Origin of the sequence: Nocardia vinacea NBRC 16497, from assembly GCF_000308835.1 — a bacterium.
Lineage (GTDB): Bacteria > Actinomycetota > Actinomycetes > Mycobacteriales > Mycobacteriaceae > Nocardia > Nocardia vinacea.
Map to the genome: position 1 here is coordinate 41,427 of NZ_BAGN01000208.1, position 22,415 is coordinate 63,841.

General features: G+C 66.1%; 2 protein-coding genes (1 of these 2 only partly in view). Both read right to left on the bottom strand.

Translation table 11 applies throughout. The annotated features are described in order from the left end of the window. Nucleotides 1-7,034 carry the 5' portion of a non-ribosomal peptide synthetase gene (locus ON44_RS29185; RefSeq protein ID WP_040695739.1) on the bottom strand. It extends 18,259 nt beyond the left edge of the window, so only the first 7,034 of its 25,293 coding nucleotides appear in the window; its start codon is at nt 7,032-7,034; the stop codon falls past the left edge of the window. Continuing rightward, on the bottom strand, nt 7,034-22,415 hold a 15,382-nt coding region (locus ON44_RS29190), incomplete at its 5' end, for a non-ribosomal peptide synthase/polyketide synthase (protein ID WP_083898213.1). The genes ON44_RS29185 and ON44_RS29190, both read right to left, overlap by 1 nt.

Consider the following 22,415-nt stretch of genomic DNA (forward strand, 5'->3'; position numbering starts at 1 on the left):
CCCAGTGCGACAAGCGAATCCGGACCAACGCCCTGCTCTATGAGCCAGCGCGCCAGCCGGTTCACCTGTTCGGCGAATTCGGCATAGGACAGCGTTGTGCCTTCGAAGGTGAGCGCGGGCGCTCGCGGGGTCCGCGCCACTTGCGCGGCGAATAACGATGCGAGCGTCTCGGTTTCGTCGAGGGCGTGCGTGGTGTCATTGCAGCGGTCCAGCTGAGACCGCTCGTCGGCAGCCAACAGCTCGATCTCGCCGATCCGGGTGTTCGGCGCATCCGCCACAGTGGCGAGCACGCGCCGAAAGCGGGTGACGAGCGCGGCGATGGTCGCCGCATCGAACAGATCGGTGGCATAGCGCAGGCTGCCGGTGAGCCCGTGATCACCGGCGCGTTCGTTCACCACCAGGTGCAGATCGAATTTCGCGGTGGGATCGGGCGATTCGAGCGGTTCCACAGTGAGCCACGGGACTGCCAGCGCCCGACTGCCCGCGACAATGCGCGGTGCCGCACCGAAGCTGAACAGCACCTGGAACAGCGGGTGCGCGCCGGTGCTCCGGTCCACGGCCATGGCATCGACCAGCCGCTCGAACGGCAGATCGGCATTCGCGAAGGCAGCAAGGTCGCAACCGCGCACGTCCGCGAGGAGTTCGGTGAAGGTAGCTGCCGCATCGACCGGAGTCCGCAGTACCACGGTATTCACGAACATGCCTATGAGCGCGTCGAGTTGACGCTCACCGCGACCGCCGACGGGCGAGCCGATCACCACGTCATCGGTGCCGCTCGATCTCGCGATCGTCGCCGCGAAGGCCGCGTGCACCACCATGAACAGCGTTGCGCCGCTGCGATGTGCGAGTACGCGCAGGGCGGCGGCCAACTCGGGATCTATCTCGAAATCTACTGCGGCACCACGATTCGATGGCAGCGCGGGGCGGGGCCGGTCGGTCGGCAGCGCGAGTTGGGACGGCATGCCATCGAGAACGGCGCGCCAGAATCGCAACTGCTGGTATGCCAGATCACCCGGCCGGTCCTCGGCGCCCAGCAGTTCACGATGCCAGAGGCTGTAATCCGCGTACTGCACCGGCAGCTCACGCCAATCCAGCATCCGGCTGGGCCCGCCCATCGAATCGCCGCGCGATGCAGTACCTAACCTGGCCAGGTAGGCGTGCACCAGATCGGTGATCAGCGGTGTCATCGAAAGTGCGTCGGCCGCGATGTGGTGAACGGCGAAGACCAGCACGTATTCGTCACCAGCAATGCCGCGCCGGTCGTCCACCCGATCGACGATCAATAGCGCGACGCGCGAGGGCAATTCGCTGGTCACATCGAATCCGGCGGTCGTGATCGCGGTAATGGCGGCGGTCAGATCGGCACGTTCGACAGGTACTGGATTGAGGGTCACGCCGATGTCGGCCGGTGTCAGAATCGACTGGTACGGGCCGGATTCGCTGTCCGGGTAGATGGTGCGCAGGGATTCGTGCCTGGACAGCACATCGAGCACCGCACGCTCCAGCGCGGTGACATCGAGCCTGCCGGTGAGCCGGAGCACGACCGGGAGGTTGTAAACGCTGGCGGCGCCGTCCTGGGTTTCGATCCGGTTGAGAAACCACAGCCGCTGCTGGGCGGGCGAAAGCGGAATGCGGGCCGGACGCTCGCGGCGTACCAGCGGACGCGCGGACGCACCCGCTCTGCTGAGCTCGTCGACGGCGGCCGCGAATCCCTCGACCGTCGAGGCGTCGAAAAGGGCGCGCACCGGGATGCGCGTGCCGGTGGCCTCCCCCGCCCGTGCGGTGACCTGGGTGGCATCCAGCGAACTGCCGCCGAGCGCGAAGAAATCGTCATCGAGGCCGACTCGTTCCACCCGCAGTACCTCGGCGAATACCGCGGCGACCAGCCGTTGTGCCGCATTGGTCGGCCCTCGGAAGTTCTGTTGCCGCAGCACCGGCACCGGCAGCGCATTGCGGTCCAGCTTGCCGCTGGTGTTGAGCGGGAATTCGGACAGCTCGACCAGCGCGGTCGGCACCATGTATCCAGGAAGACGACGGGCCAGCCCGGCCTTGACAGCATCAAGATCCAAAACGCTGCCCGGCGTGCGAATCACGTATCCCGCTAGATAGTCGCCATCGATCAGCCGTACCGCGGCCTGACTCACCTCCGGCACCGCGAGTAATGCCGTCTCGATCTCGGCGAGCTCGATGCGCTGACCACGGAACTTCACCTGGAAGTCCATTCGGCCGAGGTAGCCGAGTTCCCCATCGGCGCTCCAGCGCACCAGATCCCCGGTGCGATACATTCGCGCACCCGCCCGGCCGAAAGGGTTGGCCACGAAGCGATCCGCGGTCAGATCGACCCGGCCGTGATAGCCGCGGGCCAGCTGGTCACCGGCCAAATACAATTCGCCGGGTACCCCGATCGGTACCGGATGCAGTCGCGCATCCAGCACGTACACCTGGGAATTCCACTGCGGCTCGCCGATCGGCACCTGCTCGTCGTCGACCGTGACCTCGCGATAGGTAATGGATACGGCCGCCTCGGTCGGGCCGTACAGGTTGTGCAGCGCGGCATCGCTCACCGCGTGGAAGGCCGCGACGGTCTCCGGCGGCAATGCCTCCCCGATGACGAAAACATCGCGCAGCGAATCGAGTTCGTTCGCCTCGGCATGGGCGATGAAAACCGCGAGCATCGATGGCACGAAATCGGTCAGTGTGACGCCGTGGCGGGCAATGGTTTCCGCGAGGTAGCGCGGATCGCGGTGGCCGTCGGGCGAGGCGAGGAGCAGGGTCGCGCCCGCGCGCAGCGGCAGGAAGTATCCCCACAGCGAAACGTCGAAGGTGGTCGCGGTCTTCTGCAGATAGACATCGCCGGCGCGCGGCCGATATTCGGCGTGCATCCAGGCGAGTTGGTTGGCGATGGCGCGGTGCTCGACCGATACGCCCTTCGGTCGGCCCGTCGAGCCGGAGGTGAAGATCACGTAGGCGGGGTGCTCGGGCCGCAGCACCGCACGGCGCTCGCTATCGGCGATCCTCGCCGCGGAGTAATCCGACAGGTCCACTTCGTCGATATGGTGCAGGTGCACACTCGGCGGCACGGTCGCGGGGAGGGCGAAGCCGGTACCGCGCGTGGTGAGTACCGAATGCGGCCGGGCGGTATCGAGGATGTGCCAGATGCGTTCGGCCGGATGCCCTGGATCCACCGGCACATACGCGCCGCCGGCGCGCAGTACGGCGTACATCGCGACAACCAGCTCGATCGAGCGCGGCATTGCGAGCACGACCAGTGATTCCGGGCCGACGCCCGTGCTGATCAGCAGGCGCGCAAGGCGATTGGCCCGCTCGGACAGTTCGGTGTAGGTGAGTTCGGCGGTATCGGACACCAGGGCAACGGCATTCGGTGTGCGACGAACCTGGCTGTCGAAACCTTCGTGCAGATAGCGATCGGCGACCTTGTGCCCGCTGGCATTCCAGCTGGCGGTGACGTAATCGAGTTCACCCGCATCCAGGAGTTCGATATCGCCGACCGCGATATCCGGATCGGCAACCGCCGCGCGCAGCAGCCGGAGAAATTTGATGCCGAACTCGCGCACGGTCGCGGCATCGAACAGGTCGGTGGCATAGGTGAATTCGGCGCGGTAGCCCGCCTCGGTATCGGAAAGGGTCAGCTGCAGATCGAATTTCGCGAAGCCGGGATCGAAATCGACCAGCTCCGCGGCCAAGCCGGGCATCGTCAATGCGATCGGCCCGATGTTCTGCATGAACAGCGCGACCTGGAACAGCGGATGCCTGCCCTGCGACCGCGCTGGATTCACCACCTCGACCAGACGTTCGAAGGGTATATCGCTGTGCGCGAATGCATTCAGATCGCGCTCGCGCGCATGGGCGACGAGGTCGGCGAAGCTCAGCTCACCTCGGACCTCGGTACGCAGCACGAGGGTATTGACGAACATGCCGACGAGGTCGTCCAGGGCGCGTTCGCCGCGTCCCGCGACCGGTGTGCCGATGGCGATATCGGCGGTACCGGACAGGCGCGCGAGCAGGACGGCGAGCGCCGCATGGACCACCATGAAGGGCGTGGCCCGACTGCGGGCGGCAATCCGGTCGATCGCATGGCGTAGTTCCGCGTCGATGGCGAACTCATGGGTCGCCCCGCGGTAGGACGCGACCGCGGGGCGAGGCCGATCGGCTGGCAGATCCAGCTGTGCGGGCAGATCGGCCAATTCGGCTGCCCAGAACCCGAGCTGATGCGCGGCCACCGATTCCGGATCTTCCTCGCTCCCGAGCACCTGCTGCTGCCACAGCGCGTAGTCCGCGTACTGCACGGGCAACGGCACCCAGTCCGGTCGGCGTCCGGCGCGACGTGCCGCATAGGCGGTGACGAGATCGCGCATCAGCGGTCCCATCGAGACACCGTCGACGGCAATGTGATGCACCACCAGGACCAATGTGTGGTCCTCGGGTCCGCTGCGCAGCAACCGCACCCGGACCGGGATCTCCTCGGTGACATCGAATCCCTGTACCGCACCGGCCAATACGGCGGCGGCGAGTTCGGCCTCGGGAATATCGCTCGGCGACAGGTCGAATACGGCGTGCACCGGCCGCACCACCTGGACCGGACCATCGGCCGTCTGCGGGTAGACGGTGCGCAGTATCTCGTGCCTGGCAACGAGATCGGTGATCGCCGCGGACAGGGCGGTGACCTCGAGTGGACCGCGTAGCCGCAGTGCGACCGGAATATTGTCCACCGCTGCCGTATCGAAGACGTAGGCGGATTCGGTGTGCGTGCCGAACCGGTTGAGAAACCACATGCGCCGCTGCGCCGGGGACAGTGGAATACGCTGCGGTCGTGCGGCTGCCGTGAGCGCAGGTCGCGCGGCTCCGGTCCGTGCCAGCCCGGCCAGCGCCGCTACCGTCGGGCGGTCGAAAAAATCGCGGACATCGACAGTAATGCCGAGCGCGGCCCCGATTCGGGCAATGGCGCGGGTGGCAATGAGCGAGTTGCCGCCCAGCGCGAAGAAGTCGTCGTCCGCGCCGACCCGATCCGTCGCCAGCAGTTGGCCGAAGATCTCGGCGACGGCCACCTCTGCCTCGGTCGATGGTTCCCGGTATGCGGCCGATCCGAATACCGGTTCCGGCAGTGCTCGCCGATCGAGCTTGCCATTGGCATTGACCGGCATTTCGTCGAGAACAACCACCAGCGACGGCACCATGTAATCCGGTAGGTCCCGATGTGTGGATTCCAGCACGGTGGCCGAATCAATGGTGGCGCCATGGTGGGCCACCACATATGCGACCAGATGATCGCCGCCCGCATGCCGATGCAGCAGTACGGCGGCCTGCGCGACCTGCTCATTGCGCAGCAGCGCCGCCTCCACCTCGCCGAGTTCGATGCGCAGCCCGCGCAGTTTGACCTGGAAGTCGATGCGGCCCAGATATTCCAGTTCGTCCGGGCCGCCGCCGCCATCGGTGCGCCAGCGGACCAGGTCGCCGGTGCGGTACATCCGGTCGCCCGGCGCGCCTTCCGGATTGGCCACGAAGCGGTCAGCCGTCAGTCCAGGACGGGCCACATAGCCGCGAGCCAGCTGCACGCCGGCGAGATAGAGCTCACCGATGATGCCACTGGCCACCGGCCGCAGATTGTCGTCCAGCACCAGCAATTCGGTGTCATCGGCGGGCGCGCCGATGGGAACGGTCGTGCTATCGGCGGCGGTGACCTCGTGCGCGGTGACATCGACGGCGGCCTCGGTGGGGCCGTACAGGTTGTACAGTGTCGCGCCGCTGATATCGCGGAAGGCGGCCGCGGTGGCGGCCGGTAGCGCCTCGCCAGAGGCGAATACCCGGCGCAGGGTCCGTGCCGCACTTTCGATCTGCGGTTCGGCCGCGAAGACAGCGAGCATGGAAGGCACGAAATGCGCGACCGTGACAGCGCGTTCGGCGATCGTACGCGCCAGATACGCCGGATCGCGATGACCATCCGGCGCCGCGATCACCAGTCGCGCACCGACCTGCAACGGCCAGAAGAACTCCCATACCGAGACATCGAAGGTGAACGGTGTCTTCTGCAGCACCACATCATCGCCGCGTAGCCGATACAGCCGCTGTCGCCACCGCAGGTTGGCCAAGATCGAACGGTGCGATACCGCAACACCTTTCGGGCGTCCGGTCGATCCGGAGGTAAAGATGACGTAGGCCGTATTGTCCGCCGACGGACGCGGGCACTCATCGATCGACGCCCCTGCCTCGGCAGTGTCGAATTCGTCGATCCGCAGTACCCGGATATCCGGTCCGAGCTCGGGCTGGTCGTCGGTCGTGGTGAGTACCAGGACCGGTGCGGCGACCTCGAGCACGTAGCCGACGCGTTCGGCCGGATGCTCCGGATCGATCGGCACATACGCACCGCCCGCCTTCAGGATCGCGTACATGCCGATCAGCAGGTCGAACGAGCGTCGAACGGCAAGCCCCACCAGGCTGTCCGGGCCGACACCCAGGTCGATCAATCGCCGCGCGAGGGCGTTCACCCGGCCGTCGAACTCCGCATATGTAAGCGTCGCGTAGCGACTCGATGAGGCGGGTGACGGGTGGGCAAGCGTCGCACCCGCGTACTCCAGGGCTACCGCGTCCGGTGTCCGGCGCACCTGTGCCTCGAATTCGCTGACCAGGGTTTCGATCGGTGCGAATATCGACGGCAGCACATGGGCCGCCGCCGTCAGGGCGTCATCGAGCAGTCGCTCCAGCACGGCGCCGAGTGCGCCGTCCCCGGACTCGAGCAGGGCGGGCAGTTGGCTGGAGACCACGACCGATACCAGTGCGTCGGCACCGAGACCGCCGCCCATCGCCTCGTCCAGCACCATGATCTCGGTGGCCAGCACACCGTAGGTGATGGTGGTCCCGTCGTACCGCAGCGCGACCCGCTCCGGATCCAATTCGGCGACCTTATCGATCAGGATGGGTAGATCGTCGAGTCCGTACGCCCGGCGCAGTGCCGAATGATCGTATGTGGCAATACGATTGCCGAGTTTGCTGGATGCGACCGATTCTGCCTGGGACATCAGTAAATTCCTTCCGAATCGACTTCCGAATCCGAGTTGGAGAGCACAGCCCGCGCCTCGGTGCGCAGGGACCGTAGGACTGCCGCGAGACCACTGCCGCCGAGGGCGGCCAAGAGGCCGGGCACCAGCCCGGCGAGGGCGACATTGATGAGCGCTTCGGGTTTCGCGGTCGTCCCCATGGCCTTGGCGACCGTCGCGACCTTGGCGGCCAGCTCGCCGAAGGTCACCGTGTGCGCATCGTGAGTGAAAGCGACAGCACCGGGATCGATTTCGGCGGCAGCGGCGATCAGCGCGGGCAGGTCCGCCGGGTTGTCCGACCGTTCGCCACGAGACTGTTCGCCGCGAATATCGATGGCGCGAATCGCGATAGCCGGATCATCCGCGACTACCTCGAATATCCGAAGTAGTCGCTCGGCGAACAGCCGGACCGTCGCGGTATCGAAAATGTCGGTCGCGTAGCCGAATCGCATATCCAGCCCGACCAGATCTCCTGCGGCGTCGAACAACTCGATGCCGGTGAGCTGCAGGTCGTATTTGGCCTCTGCCAGCGCGAGATCGAGCACCTCGACCTCGAGTCCGGGCAGCGCGACGCGGCCGGGCGGCATGTTCTGGAAGGTGAACATCACCTGGAACAGCGGCGTATAGGCACTGGACCTGGTCCGGCCGACGGCATCGACCACCCGCTCGAACGGCACGTCGGCATGTGACAGCGCCGCGATATCGCGATTCCTGGCCTGCCGAAGCAGATCCGCGAAACCGGTGCGCGCGTCGATCTCGGTGCGCAGCACCACGGTATTGACGAACATGCCGATCAGGTCGTCTAGTTCACGTTCGCCACGCCCCGCGACCGGTGCGCCGATAGCGATATCCGGGGTGCCGGACAGTTTGGCCAGCAGGACCGCGAATGCACTGTGGATCAGGGTGAACAGTGTGGTGTCGTGCGCACGGGCAACCGCCTCCAACCGCGCGGTGAGTACCATGTCCACCTCGAAACCGACTGTGTCACCGCGCATATCCCTGCGCGCCGGCCGCGGTCGATCGCTCGGCAATGGAAGTACTTCGGGCAGGCCCGCCAATTCCGCTGTCCAATAGTCGAGTTGCCGGGACAGCAGGCCGTTCGGATCACGGTCGGAGCCGAGCAACGCGCGTTGCCACACGCTGTAATCGGCGTACTGGATCGGCAATGGCTCCCAGTCGGGCGCATCGCCCGCGATCCGGCTGAGGTAGGCACGCATGAGATCCCGCGTCATCGGGGCGACCGAATAGCCGTCGGCGCTGATGTGGTGCAGCACCACCACGAGGACGTGCTCGTCGACGTCGGTGCGGAACAATGCCGCGCGGACCGGTGGTGCTGCGGTGATATCGAAACCGGCGGCGACGAATTCAGCGATACGCGCGTCGATATCACCCTGTGCCAACAGGATCGGTTCCAGATCGACCTCGGCGTCGTCCAGTACTTGCTGCACCGGTTCGGGCTCGGCATCCGGATATCGGGTGCGCAGGGTTTCGTGGCGTTCGATCACGTCCAGGATTGCCGCGCCGAGGGCGGCGATATCCAATGCGCCGGTCAGACGCAACGCTGCGGGGATGTTATAGGCCGAGGCGTCTGGGGCCAGCCGGTTGAGCACCCACATCCGTTGCTGTACCGGCGATAGCGGGGCGGGCGCGGTGCCGGAACGTCGGGTCAGCGCGGGCCTGGTATCGGTTTCCCCGAGTTCGGCCAGTCGCGCGGCGAGCAGCCCGACGGTCGGTGCGTCGAATACCGCGGCCACCGGGACCCGGACTCCGAGTGTCGAGCCCAGCTGCGCCGCCAGCCGGGTCGCCAGCAGAGAATTGCCCCCGAGCGCGAAGAAATCGGTATCCAGCCCGACCGTTTCCTCGGCCGCGATCACCTCGACGAAGGTGGCGGCGACCAAGCGCTCCAGTTGACTGGTCGGTGCGCGGAAAGTAGCCGTAGTGAGCGCCGGCGCGGGCAGTGCGGCCCGATCCACCTTGCCATTGGCATTGAGCGGCAACGACTCCAGCACAACGATCGCGGTGGGCACCATGTAGGTGGGCAGCTCTCTGGCGACCGCCGCACGCAACGCACCGGCCGATTCGGCAGGAGCCGTCGAGTCCGGCACGGCAACATAGGCGATGAGCCGAGCGCCGGCGTGCGCCACCGCGACCGCGGCGCGCACGTCGGGCAACCGCAGCAGCGCGGCCTCCACCTCGCCGAGCTCGATCCGGAAACCGCCGATCTTGACCTGGAAGTCGGCACGCTCCAGGTATTCCAGCGTGCCCTCCGGACGCCAGCGGACGATATCGCCGGTCCGGTACATCGTCGCGCCGACGGCGCCGGCGAAGGGATCCGCGACGAAACGGCCAGCCGTCAGCGCGGGCCTGCGTTGATAGCAGCGCGCCAATTGCGCACCGGCCAAATACAACTCACCGGGCACACCCACCGCGACCGGCTGTAGCCGTGCATCGAGCACGTAAACGCGACTGTTCCAGGCGGGCGCGCCGATCGGCACGATATGGGTCGGGTCCGCATCGACTTCGAAGGCGGTGATCGAAACGGCTGCCTCGGTCGGGCCGTACAGGTTGAACAGTCGCGCGCCGGAATGTCCGGCTCGACGACGGAATTCGATCGCGGTGGCGGGCGGCAGCGCCTCACCGATGGCAAGCACCTGCCGCAGTGAATTCGGCAGCGGCGCATCCGATACCGCGAGCAGCATGCCGACCAGCGACGGTACGGCGTGCAGCACCGTCACCACATGGCGTTCGATCAGGGCCAGCAGCCGGTCCGGATCGCGTTCGGCGCCGGGCTCGGTCACCACCAGGCGACCACCAGTCGTCAGAACCGACCAGAATTCCCACACCGACAGGTCGAAGGTTGCCGGGGTCTTGAGCAGCGCACTCGCCTGTGGCCCGAGTGCGAATCGGTCACGCAGCCAGGTCAATTGGTTGACGATCGCCGCGTGCGAAACGGTGACGCCCTTGGGCACTCCGGTCGAACCGGATGTGAAGATCACATATGCCGGGTGCTCGGGCCGCAAGGGTCGCGTCCGTTCGTCATCCGAAATCGCAGTCGCCGCGTAGTCAGCCAACTCGAGTCGATCCACTTCCATTGCGGCAAGGGATGTTTCGATGGGCAAACCATCGCGTGACGTGGTGAGCACACACACAGGCGCGGCCGTCTCGATGACGTACGCGATGCGGTCGACCGGATGATCCGGATCGATGGGCACATACGCACCACCGGCTCGCACCACCGCGTACATGGCGACAACCAATTCGACCGAGCGCCGCATAGCGAGCACCACGGTCTGCTCCGGGCCAACCCCGTCGGCAATCAACTTGCGCGCCAACCTGTTGACCGCAGCATCGAATTCGGCATAGGTGAGCACCGATTCGGAGCTCGCATCGATCAACGCGACCCCCTCAGATGTCAGCGCCACCTGAGCATCGATGAGATCGGCCAACGTCGCCGAGGCCACCGGATGCGCAGTCCTATTCCACTCCTCGAGCAACCGCGCACGCTCTGCCGCACCGAGCAGGTCCAACTCTCCGACAGCCGTATCCGAGTGGGCAACAATGGATTCGAACACGCGCAGCAGCTGCTCACGGAACCGCTGTGCACTAGCGGGCTCGAACAAGTCCGTCGCGAACCCGAGCGCGAGATCGATGCCCTCAGGCGCACCGTCCGCACCGTAGTGATCGATAGCGAACAAGTGCAGATCGAATTGGGCGACCCCACTGTCGAATTCGAGCTCCCGCACTTCGAGCCCGGGCAGACGCAGTTCGCCGCGCTCGTGATTCTGGAACGAAAGCCCGACCTGGAACAGCGGATGCCGCGCCGTCGATCGTTCCGGATTCAACACCTCCACCAGGCGCTCGAACGGCACATCCGCATGCGAGAAGGCGGCAATATCGGCCGCCCTGACCCGTTCGAGCAGCGCATCGAAGCTTTCACCGCCATCGACCCCAGTACGCAGCACCAGTGTGTTCACGAACATGCCGATGACATCGTCGAGTTCCGCATCGCCCCGGCCCGCGATCGGCGTACCGACCGCGATATCCGAACTGCCCGACAGCCGAGCGAGAAGTGCGGCGAATGCCGCGTGTACAACCATGAACAGCGTTGCGCCACTGCGTCGTCCGAGCGCGACGAGCGCACTGTGCAACCGTGCGTCGATCGCGAACTCCGCTTTCGCACCGCGCAAACTCTGCCGCGCGGGCCGCGGGTGATCGGTCGGCAGCGCCAGCTGATCCGGCAGTCCGTCCAGCGTCCGGGTCCAGTACGCGATCTGCTGTGCCGAAAGCGATTCGGTCTCATCCTCGCTGCCGAGTAGCTTCCGCTGCCACAGTGCGAAATCCGCGTACTGCATGGCGGGCGGTGTCCAGCCGGGCGCACTGTCATCCAGGCGCGCGCTGTAGGCCAGCATCAGATCGCGGACGAATGGCGCGAGCGAGGATCCGTCCGCCGCGATGTGATGCAGCACCGCCGCCAATACGAACTCCGCGCGCCCCGCGATCCGGAACAGCCGCATCCGCACCGGGATATCGACGGTCACGTCGAACGTGGTGGCGGCCAGTTCCCGAATTCGGCCCGGCAGTTCGGCTTCGGAGATATCAATCGGATACAGCGACGGGATCGCCTGCACGACCGGCACGATCAGCTGGGTCGCCGCACCGTCCACTTCCGGATACCGCGTCCGCAGCGACTCATGTCTGCCGATCAGATCCGCGACCGCGGCTCGTAGCGCCGCGATATTCAATGCGCCGGTGAGCCGCAGCGCCACCGGAATGTTGTACGCAACGGAGCGCTGGTCGAACTGGTTGAGGAACCACATCCGCTGCTGTGCCGGGGAGAGCGGAATCCGGTCCGGACGCGCGCCTGCCACCAGCGCGGGCCTGGTCGCAGCCGTATCGCTCGCGCTGACCGCTGCGGCGAGGTCGGCGACCCGCGGCGATTCGAACAATGTGCGGATTCCGACGGTGTGCCCGAGCGCGGCCCCGATGCGAGCCACGGCTTTCGCGGCCAGCAGGGAGGAACCGCCGAGGGCGAAGAAGTCGTCATCCGCGCCGATCAGACCGTCCATGCCGAGCACATCCGCGAAGACTCCGGCGACAATCTCCTCGACGACCGTCCTGGGCTTGCGATAAGTCGTCGCCTCGAACTCCGGCGCGGGCAACGCCGCCCGATCCAGCTTCCCGTTGACGGTCAATGGAATTCGATCCACCACCACGATCGCGGCGGGCACCATGTGCTCAGGCAACCGGCACGCGAGCTGTTGTCGCAGCTCCGCCGTATCGACCGCGTCGAAGCCGACCACATACGCGACGATCCGCGGCTCATCCACCAGATCGCTGCGCACGACCACCGCCACCTCGCGCACCGCTGCGCTCACATCCAGTAGCGCCGCCTCGATCTCCCCCAACTCGATGCGGAACCCACGCAGGTTCACCTGCTGGTCGGCCCGGCCCAGATACTCCAACTCGCCGTCGGCCGTCCACCGTGCGAGGTCACCGGACCGATAGGCCAGCGCACCATCACCCGCGTACGGATCGGCCACGAACCGGCTCGCGGTGAGCGCGGGCCGTCCGAGATAGCCACGCGCCAACTGAGCACCGGAGACGTAGATCTCGCCGGGTACCCCGACCGGCACCGGCCGCAGCCGCGCATCGAGCACCCGCACGACCAATCCGGGTATGGCCCCACCGATCACACTCGCCGAGCCGGTACCCGCCTCGATCGGCCGGTAGGACACATGCACGGTGGTCTCGGTGATGCCGTACATATTCACCAGTCGAGGCGACCGCGGATGCCGAGCGAACCAGCCGACCAGCCGCTGCGGTTCCAATGCCTCGCCACCGAAAATCACATAGCGCAGGGCGAGTTCGGCAGGCTCCGCGGCAATCAGTTGATAGAAGGCCGACGGCGTCTGGTTCAGAACCGTCACCCGTTCCGCGGCCAGCAGTTCCAAGAACTGCTCTGGTGAACGCGAGGTGTAGTAGTCGACCACCACGAGCGTGCCGCCGTACAGCAGCGCACCCCAGAGCTCCCAGACCGAGAAGTCGAAGGCGTAGGAGTGGAACAGGGTCCAGACATCCGAAGGCCCGAACCCGAAGTGACACTGGGTGTTGTCCAGCAGGCGCAGCACATTGCGGTGCGGAATGACCACGCCCTTCGGGTTCCCGGTGGATCCGGAGGTGTAGATGACGTAAGCCGTATGCGCCGGATTCAGCGGCCTGCGTCGCTCCGCCTGGGTGATCGCGGTCGAACACTGATTCGTGGCAGCGATATCGATCACCGGCCCGCCGAACCAGCCAGCTGCCAATTCGGTTCCGGCGCTGGTTATCGCGCAGATCGGACGGGCGTCATCGAGTACGTATTCGATCCGATCCGCCGGATAATTCGGATCGATCGGCAGATATCCGCCGCCGGCCTTGATCACCGCGACCAATGCGACGACCAGTTCCACCGACCGCGGCAACGCCACCGCAACCAGCGCTTCCGGCCCGACCCCCGCCGCGATCAACCGCCGGGCCAGCCGATTCGACCAACTGTCGAGCTCGGCGTAGGTCAGCGATCGGGTGCCTGCGCGGACCGCGACGGATGTCGGATCGATCGCGGCGGCCAGCGCGAACCGGTCGGCCAGCGTGGCCGTCTCGGTGACATAAGTCCTTGTCGGAGTCGACCATTCGTGCAGCGCGCGGTGCTGTTCCTCGGCGCTGAGCAATTGGATATCCCCGACCACGACCGTGGCATCGGCGGCGATGGCGGCCAGCACCTGGGTGAACCGGCGGCCGAGCACCGCGATCGTGCCCGCATCGAAAAGATCTGTCGCATAGGTGATCTCGATTTCCATGCCATCGGCACGGCCATCGGCATCATCGGATTCGACCACCGTGAACTGCAGATCGAATTTGGCTGCCGTGGTGTCGAATTCGACCGGACGCACCACGAGATCGGCGAGTTCGAGCGGTGGCAGCGTGAAGTTCTGGAAAGTCAGCGCGACCTGGAACAGCGGATTCCGATTCTGCGCCCGCGTCGGCGCGATGACCTCGACGAGCCGCTCGAACGGCACGTCCGCATGCGACAGCGCCTCGATATCCTGTGCGCGCACAGTATCCAGCACCGTCTCGAAGCGCGCCCTGGTGTCGATATGGGTGCGCAATACCAGGGTGTTGACGAACATCCCGACGAGCCCATCCAGCGCGGCATCACCGCGACCCGCGACCGGCGTGCCGATTGCGATGTCCTCACTCACCGACAAGCGAGACAACAAGACGGCCAGCGCCGCATGCATCGTGCTGAACAACGTTGTTTCCCGCTTGCGGGCCAGTTCGCGCAGTTCACTGTGCAGATCGGAGTCGATGCGGAGCCGGTGGGTGTCACCGCGATACGACGAGTCGGCGGGGCGCGGCCGGTCCGTGGGGAGCTCCAGTTGTTCGGGCAGACCCGCCAGCGCACGCCGCCAGAAGGCGAGCTGCCGGTGCGCTTGCGACTCCGGATCCGCGTCGTCGCCAAGTGTTTCGGCCTGCCAGATCGTGTAGTCGGCGTACTGCACGGGCAATGCCGCCCATGCGGGCGCGATGCCATCTCGACGAGCGCTGTAGGCGGTCATGAGATCGCGCGCGAGCGGTCCGAGCGAGAAGCCATCGGCCGAAATATGGTGCAGCACAAGTGCTAGCACGTGTTCGTGGCCATCGGTGAACAGTCGTGCCCGCAGTGGCACGTCTGTGGTCAGATCGAATGTCATCGCCGCGAATGCGGACAGGTGCGGCTCGAGTTCCGCTTCGGTGATCAGCTCCGGTTGCAACGACGGAACAGCCGCAGCGATGATCACCTGCTCCGCGCCATCGGTTCCGTCGGGATAGACCGTCCGCAGTGTCTCGTGCCGGGCGACCACATCCGCCAGCGCGGCGGACAATGCCTCCACATCCAGATCGCCGGTCAGCCGCAGCGCCACCGGAATGTTGTCGACGGCAGCGCCCGGACCGGCGGAATCGTCGGCAAGGAACCGGTTGAGGAACCACATGCGCTGTTGAGCCGGTGAGAGCGGAATCCGTGCCGGGCGCGGGCGCGCGCTCAACGCGACATACCCGCGCCCCTGATGCGCCTCCGTCGCGGCCGCCAACTCCCCGACCGTGGCAGCATCGAACAGCATCCGCACCGGCAGCCGCATATCCAGCGCCGCCCCCAATCGGGCAACGACCTGGGTGGCGTTCAGTGAATTTCCACCCAGAGCGAAGAAATCATCGTCGAGGCCGACCGGCTCGACATTCAGCACCTCGGCAAAGGTCCGCGCAACGATTTCCTGGGTCGCCGTGACGGGAGCCCGGAAAACAGCGGCCTCGAATACGGGCGCAGGCAGCGCCTTCCGATCCAGTTTGCCGGACGCATTGAGCGGAAATTCATCGAGCACGACGAACGCGGACGGCACCATATATGCGGGCAGTTGCCTGCTCAGAGCGGATTTCATGGCATCGGTATCGACATCGGGCTCTGCGATGACATAAGCGACCAGTTGCTGCCCGTCCAGCAGCACAACCACCGCCTGCGCAATCGAATCCAAGCCGGTGATCGCGGTTTCGATATCACCGAGCTCGATCCGCAGACCACGCAGCTTGACCTGGAAATCGGTGCGCCCCGAATACTCGAGCGCCCCATCCGCACGCCAGGTCACGAGATCCCCGGTCCGATACATCCGCGCACCATCGCCGAACGGATTCGCGACAAACCGATCACTCGTCAGATCCGGCCGTCCGATATATCCGCGCGCCAATTGCACACCGGCCAAATACAATTCGCCCGCAACTCCCACCGGCACCGGACGCAACCGCGCATCGAGCACATAGACCTGGGTGTTGAATACCGGCCCACCGATCGGCACGGTATCCACATCTGCATCGGTGGCCTCGTGGCTGGTGACATCCACAGCCGCCTCGGTCGGGCCGTACAGATTGTGCACTGCCGCACCGGTCAGCTCACGCAACCGATGAGCAGGCTTGGGCGCCAACGCCTCCCCTGACGCAAATACCATCCGCAGCGAATCACAGTCAGCCGCTGCCGGTTCCGCGACGAACACCACCAACATCGACGGCACGAAATGCGCGACGCTGACGCGCTCGCGACGAATAACCCGCGCCAAATACGCCGGATCACGATGGCCATCCGGCCGCGCCATCACCAAACGCGCCCCGACCTGCAACGGCCAGAAGAACTCCCACACCGACACATCGAAGGTGGCAGGCGTCTTCTGCAGCACCACATCTGCGGCGGTGAGCGCGTAGGTGGCCTGCATCCACACCAGACGATTGACGATCGCCGCGTGCGAAACAGCGACGCCCTTCGGCCGCCCGGTCGAGCCGGAGGTGAAGATCACGTACGCGGCATTGCCCGGGACCAAGGGGCCGAGCCGATCGTCATCGGTGACCGGGGCGTCCGAATAGTCGGCGGTATCGAACAGATCCACATCGAGCACCGCCCACGGACCCGATCGCTCGTCGGTGTCGAGATCCAGCCCATCCTCCGAGCGGGTCAGCACGCACACCGGACGCGCCAGCCGCAGCGTCTGGGCGATCCGCGCGGCCGGATGCTCCGGTTCCACGGGAACGTACGCACCGCCCGCCGTGAGCACGGCGTACATGGCCACGACCAGATCCACCGAACGCCGCATGCCGATGGCCACGGTGACATCCGGACCCACCCCGATCGACACCAGCAGCCGCGCAAGCCTGTTCACCCGACCCGCGAATTCCCCATATGTCAGCGTCGCGTAGCGACTCGATGCGGGGTGGCGGTCGGGCGACGGGTGGGCCAGCGTCGCGTAGCGACTCGATGCGGGGTGGTGGTCGGGCGACGGGTGGGCCAGCGACTCGCCCTCGAAGGTGACCGCAGTGGCATCCGGCGTCCGCGCGACCTGCGCCTCGAACAGCGATACCAGCGTCGCACCGGCATCCACCGGATGCGCTGTCGCATTCCAGGCGTCGAGAATCAGCGCCCGCTCGTTGTCAGCGAGCAGATCGATATCGCCGATCCGCACATGCGGATCCACGACCGCATCGAGCACGCGCTGCAGCCGAGTCGCGAACGAAGCGACCGTCCGCTCGTCGAACAGATCGGTGGCGTACTCGAACGTCGCTGCCATACCGGCTGCGCCGACAGTCTCGGTCAGCGTCAGTTGCAGATCGAATTTCGCCGTCCGCGTGTCGATATCGAGCATCGAGGCCGCGAGCCCGGCCAGTTCCAGATTGGTCTGCGCGGTGTTCTGGAAGTCGAGCATGACCTGGAACAGCGGATGTCGTGCCGTGGAACGCTCCGGATTCAATACCTCGACGAGCCGCTCGAATGGCACATCGGCATGTGCGAGAGCACGCAGATCACCGTCGCGGGCCATCGCGATCAAGTCGGCAAAAGTCAGTTCGGGCCGCACATCGGTCCGCAGTACAAGGGTGTTGACGAACATTCCGACGAGCCCGTCCAGCTCCGCGGCGCCGCGACCGGCGACGGGGGTTCCGATCGCAATATCCTGCTGCCCAGCGAGTTTCGCCAGCAGCGTGGCGAATGCCGCGTGCAGCACCATGAACAGGGAGGCATTCGCGCCCTCCGCCACATCACACAGCCGACGATGGGTCGCGGCATCGATGGTGAAGGCATAGCGCGCACCACGACCCGACGCGACCGCCGGACGCGACCGATCCCCCCGCAGTGAAAGCACATCCGGCAGATCGGCCAATTCGGCCGACCAATAGCGGATCTGCGCGGCGATCAACGATTCCGGATCGTCCTCCGCGCCGAGCGTTTCCCGCTGCCACAGCGTGTAGTCGGCATACTGCACCGGCAGCGACACCCAGTTCGGCTCCGAGCCCGCGCAACGTGCGGCGTATGCGACCATCAGATCCCGGGTGAGCGGCGCGATGGACCAACCGTCCGCACTGATGTGATGGATGGAAACAACAAGCACATGCTCGGTCCCAGTGCGCAGCAGTGTGAGTCGAACCGGTGCCTCCCGGTCCACCGCGAAAGGTATTGCCGCCAGGGCTCGAATCCGATCGGCCAACTCCGTCGCATCGACCGGCTCCGGCACCAGCAACACCGCAGCCGCCGGCAGCACTTCCTGCTGCGGCACACCGTCGACCGCTGGATATCTGGTGCGCAGCGCCTCATGCCTGGCAATGACATCGGCGACCGCAGCCGTCAGTGCGCCGAGATCGAGCGCGCCGACCAGTCGCACCGCGGCCGTCAGATTATTCGCGACGGAGGCGGCATCGAACTGATTGAGAAACCACATCCGCTGCTGCGCATAGGAAAGCGGCACCACATCGGGCCGGGCTTGCGCGATCAATGCCCGTCGCGCAGTCCCCGAAACGGGCAGATGCGCGGCCAACGCCGCCACCGTCGAATGCTCGAACAGCAGCCGCACCGGAATATCGGCATCGACGACCGCGCCGATTCGCGCGGCAATCTGCGTGGCCACCAGGGAGTTTCCGCCGAGTGCGAAGAAGTCGTCGTCCAGCCCGACCCGATCGAGACCGAGCACCGCCGCGAACACCTCGGCAACCGCGTGCTCGGCGGACGTGACAGGTGCACGAAATGTCCCAGCGGTCAGCACCGGGTCGGGCAATACCTTGCGATCCAACTTGCCCGAGCTGGTCAGCGGCATCTCCGCCAGTCCGACATAGGCTGTCGGCACCATGTATGAAGGCAGTACAGCGCGCAGCCGCTGCCTCAGCACATCGGCCAGCTCCGCCTCTGGCATGTCCGCGACCACATAGGCGACCAGCAGCTCACCCGCCGCGTGCGCGAACACCCGAACAGCCGCGGCACGCACATCGTCGGCAGCGACCAGAGCCGCCTCGATCTCACCGAGCTCGATCCGCTGCCCCCGCAGCTTGACCTGAAAGTCACTGCGCCCCAGATATTCCAGATCGCCTGCCCGATTGCGCCGCACCAGATCACCGGTCCGGTACATCCGGGCTCCCGCCGGTCCATACGGATTGGCTACGAACCGCTCGGCGGTCAATTCCGCCCGCCCGTGGTACCCGCGCGCCGTCTGAACGCCGGAAAGGTAGAGCTCGCCAACGACCAGGTCCGGTACCGGCCGCAACCGCGCGTCGAGCACCAGCACCTGACTCGAACGCACCGGCCGACCGATCGGCGCCGCCCCCGGCAGCGCCGCATCGACGGGCGCATAGGTGGCGTGCACCGTGAATTCCGTTGGGCCGTACAGATTGTGCAGGGCGGCTCGGCACACAACGGCGAAACGGGCCGCAGCTTCACCGGTCATCGCCTCACCGGCAACGAAAACGGCACGCAACGAAGCGATCTCGGCAATACCGGTGGCATCGGCGAACACCGTCAGCATCGACGGCACGAACGAGGTCATCGTCACCCGGTGCGCCGCGATGGTCGCGGACAGATAGGCGCTGTCCCGATGCCCGTCATGCTGGGCGACCACCATGCGCGCACCGCGCGCCAACGGCGCGAACAGCTCCCACACCGACACATCGAAGGTCGCGGGAGTCTTGAACAGAACCACATCGTCGGCCCCGATGCGGTATTCGTCGGCAATCCAGTCGATCTGATTCACCACCGAGGCATGCTGTACCGCAACACCTTTCGGCAGCCCCGTGGATCCGGAGGTGAAAATGACGTACGCCGTATTGATCGCCCGCAACGGACGCAGCCGATCCGAATCCACCACCGGCGCATCCGAATAACCCGAGCAGTCCAGTGCGTCGACCACCAGAACCGAAGGTCCTGCCGACCACCCGTCACCCGCCCGAGTCAGCACACATACCGGCCGAGCCGAGGCAACGACCTGCGCACGCCGCGCCGCCGGCTGATCCGGGTCCACCGGCACATACCCACCGCCCGCGGTCAATACGGCATAGGCCGCGACAACGAACTCCACCGACCGCCGCATACCCAGCACAACCAGCGTCTCGGGTCCGACACCGGCGGCGATCAGCCGACGAGCAAGCCGATTCACCCGCCCCGAGAACTCCGAATACGTGAGCGCACAATGTCCATCGACCAGTGCGACAGCATCGGGCGTCCGCCGCACCTGCGTCTCGAACGCGGCCAGCAGCGTCGCGACACGGCTCGACGACTCCGCGATTCCGCGCTCGATCGCACGCTGCCGACCCGCGACATCCAGCAGCGGCAGATCCCCCACCGCCAGCTCGGCATCGGCCACGATCGCGCGCAGCAACCGAACCAACCACTCCGCGTAGTCCGCGATGGTGGATTCGTCGAATAGATCGGTGGCGTAGGTGAATTCCGCACAGATCCCCGCCGGTGCCGGACCTTCCCCGAGTCCGGCACCGGCGAAGCCTTCGGTGACCGTGAGCTGGAGATCGAACTTGGTCACTCCGGTGTCCAGGGTACTGGTGCAGACCGACAAATCGGGGAGTTCGAAGGCGATGTCCGCGGCATTGTCGAAAGCGAGCAATACCTGGAACAGCGGGTGCCGCGCTTGTGAGCGCGGCGGGTTGATGGCATCGACCAGCTGCTCGAATGGCAATTCGGCATGGCCGAAGGCGGCGAGATCGGTCTCGCGCACCCGTGCCAGCAGTGACGAGAAGGGGGCGGCGGCATCGACCACGGTTCGCAGCACCAAGGTGTTGACGAACATGCCGACGAGATCGTCCAGCGCTCGTTCACCACGGCCGGCCACCGGCGTGCCGATCACGATGTCGTCGCTTCCGGACAGCCGCGACAGCAGCACGGCGAGCGCGGCATGCAGCACCATGAAGTTCGAAACACCCTGGGCACGCGCAAGTTTCACGACCTCGACGTGCACGTCGCCCGGAATTTCGAAACCGAACACCGCACCCCGGCCGGATGCGACCGCGGGCCGGGACCGATCGGCGGGCAACTCGATCAGATCGGGTGCACCGGCGAGCGTGGCCGTCCAGAACTCCAGCTGCCGGGCCGACGCAGCATCGGGATCCTCGGCTGAGCCGAGCAATTCATGCTGCCAAAGGCTGTAATCCGCGTACTGCACCGAAAGCGGCAGCCATTTCGGCACCTCGCCTGCGTGTCGAGATCCGTACGCGGACATCACATCTCGTGCCAGCACCCGCAGCGACACACCATCCGCGGCAATGTGGTGCAGCACCAGCGCCAGCGCGCAGCTGTCGTCATCGACCAGGAAAATCCGGGCCCGAATGGGTATTTCACGCTCCAGGTCGAATCCGAGCGCCGCGAACCGAGCCAGCTCGTCGTCCAGTTCGTCCGCACCGATCGACTCCGGCTCGCCCACGACGACAACCTCGTCCGCGGACAACACGACCTGCTGGGCCGCCACTCCAGCCGATACCGCGGGAAAGATCGTGCGCAGTACCTCATGCCTGTCGACCAGATCGGCCAAGGCCAGCCGCAGCGCGGAAATATCGACCGCACCGCGCAACCGCACCACGAACGGCATGTTGTACCCGGCGCCGGCAGTCTCGAACCGGTTGAGGAACCAGATCCGCCGCTGCGCCGGAGATAGCGGAACCAGCGGCGGCCGGTGTCGCGCCCGCAGCTGCGCGAGCACCGGCCCGCCACTGGATCCACCCGTCCGCTCGATGAGTTCGGCGAGTGCGGACACCGTGGTAGCGGTGAACAATTCGCGAACCCCGAGCCGACAGCCCAGTTCGGCGCCCAAACGCGCCGCGACCTGGGTGGCCACCAAACTATTGCCGCCGAGCGCGAAGAAATCGTCGTCGCGCCCGACCCGATCGCATCCGAGCACCGCACCGAACACCCGCGCGACCGTGGCCTCCACCGGCGTCGCGACCTCGGTGTAGTCGGTCGAGATCCGCTCGGGTGCGGGCAGCGCGGCACGATCCAATTTGCCGGAGGCATTGACCGGCAACGCGTCCATCACCACGAACGCGGCAGGCACCATATACGCGGGCAGCGCGCGCAGCGCCGCAGTACGCAGTTCGGCGGGAGCCACCGCGCCGCTCTCGGCTTCGACCACATAGGCGACCAACTGCTCGCCCACCCCGGCGTCATCGCGCACCACGACCACCGCGCGCACCACCGAATCGACGGCCCCGAGCACGGCTTCGATCTCGCCGAGCTCGATCCGCAACCCGCGCAACTTCACCTGAAAATCGGTGCGGCCCAGGTACTCCAGCTCACCGTGGGAGGTCCAGCGCACCAGGTCACCGGTGCGATACATCCGGCTGGCCGACCCGAACGGATCCGCGACGAACCGATCTGCGGTGAGCCCGGGGCGGCCGATATAACCACGGGCGAGCTGTACCCCCGACAGATACAGCTCGCCCGCAGCCCCGACCGGTACCGGCCGCAGCCGCGAATCGAGCACGTAGAGCCGGGTGTTGAAGACCGGCGCGCCGATCGGCACCGAGAGGGTATCGGTATCGGTCACTTCA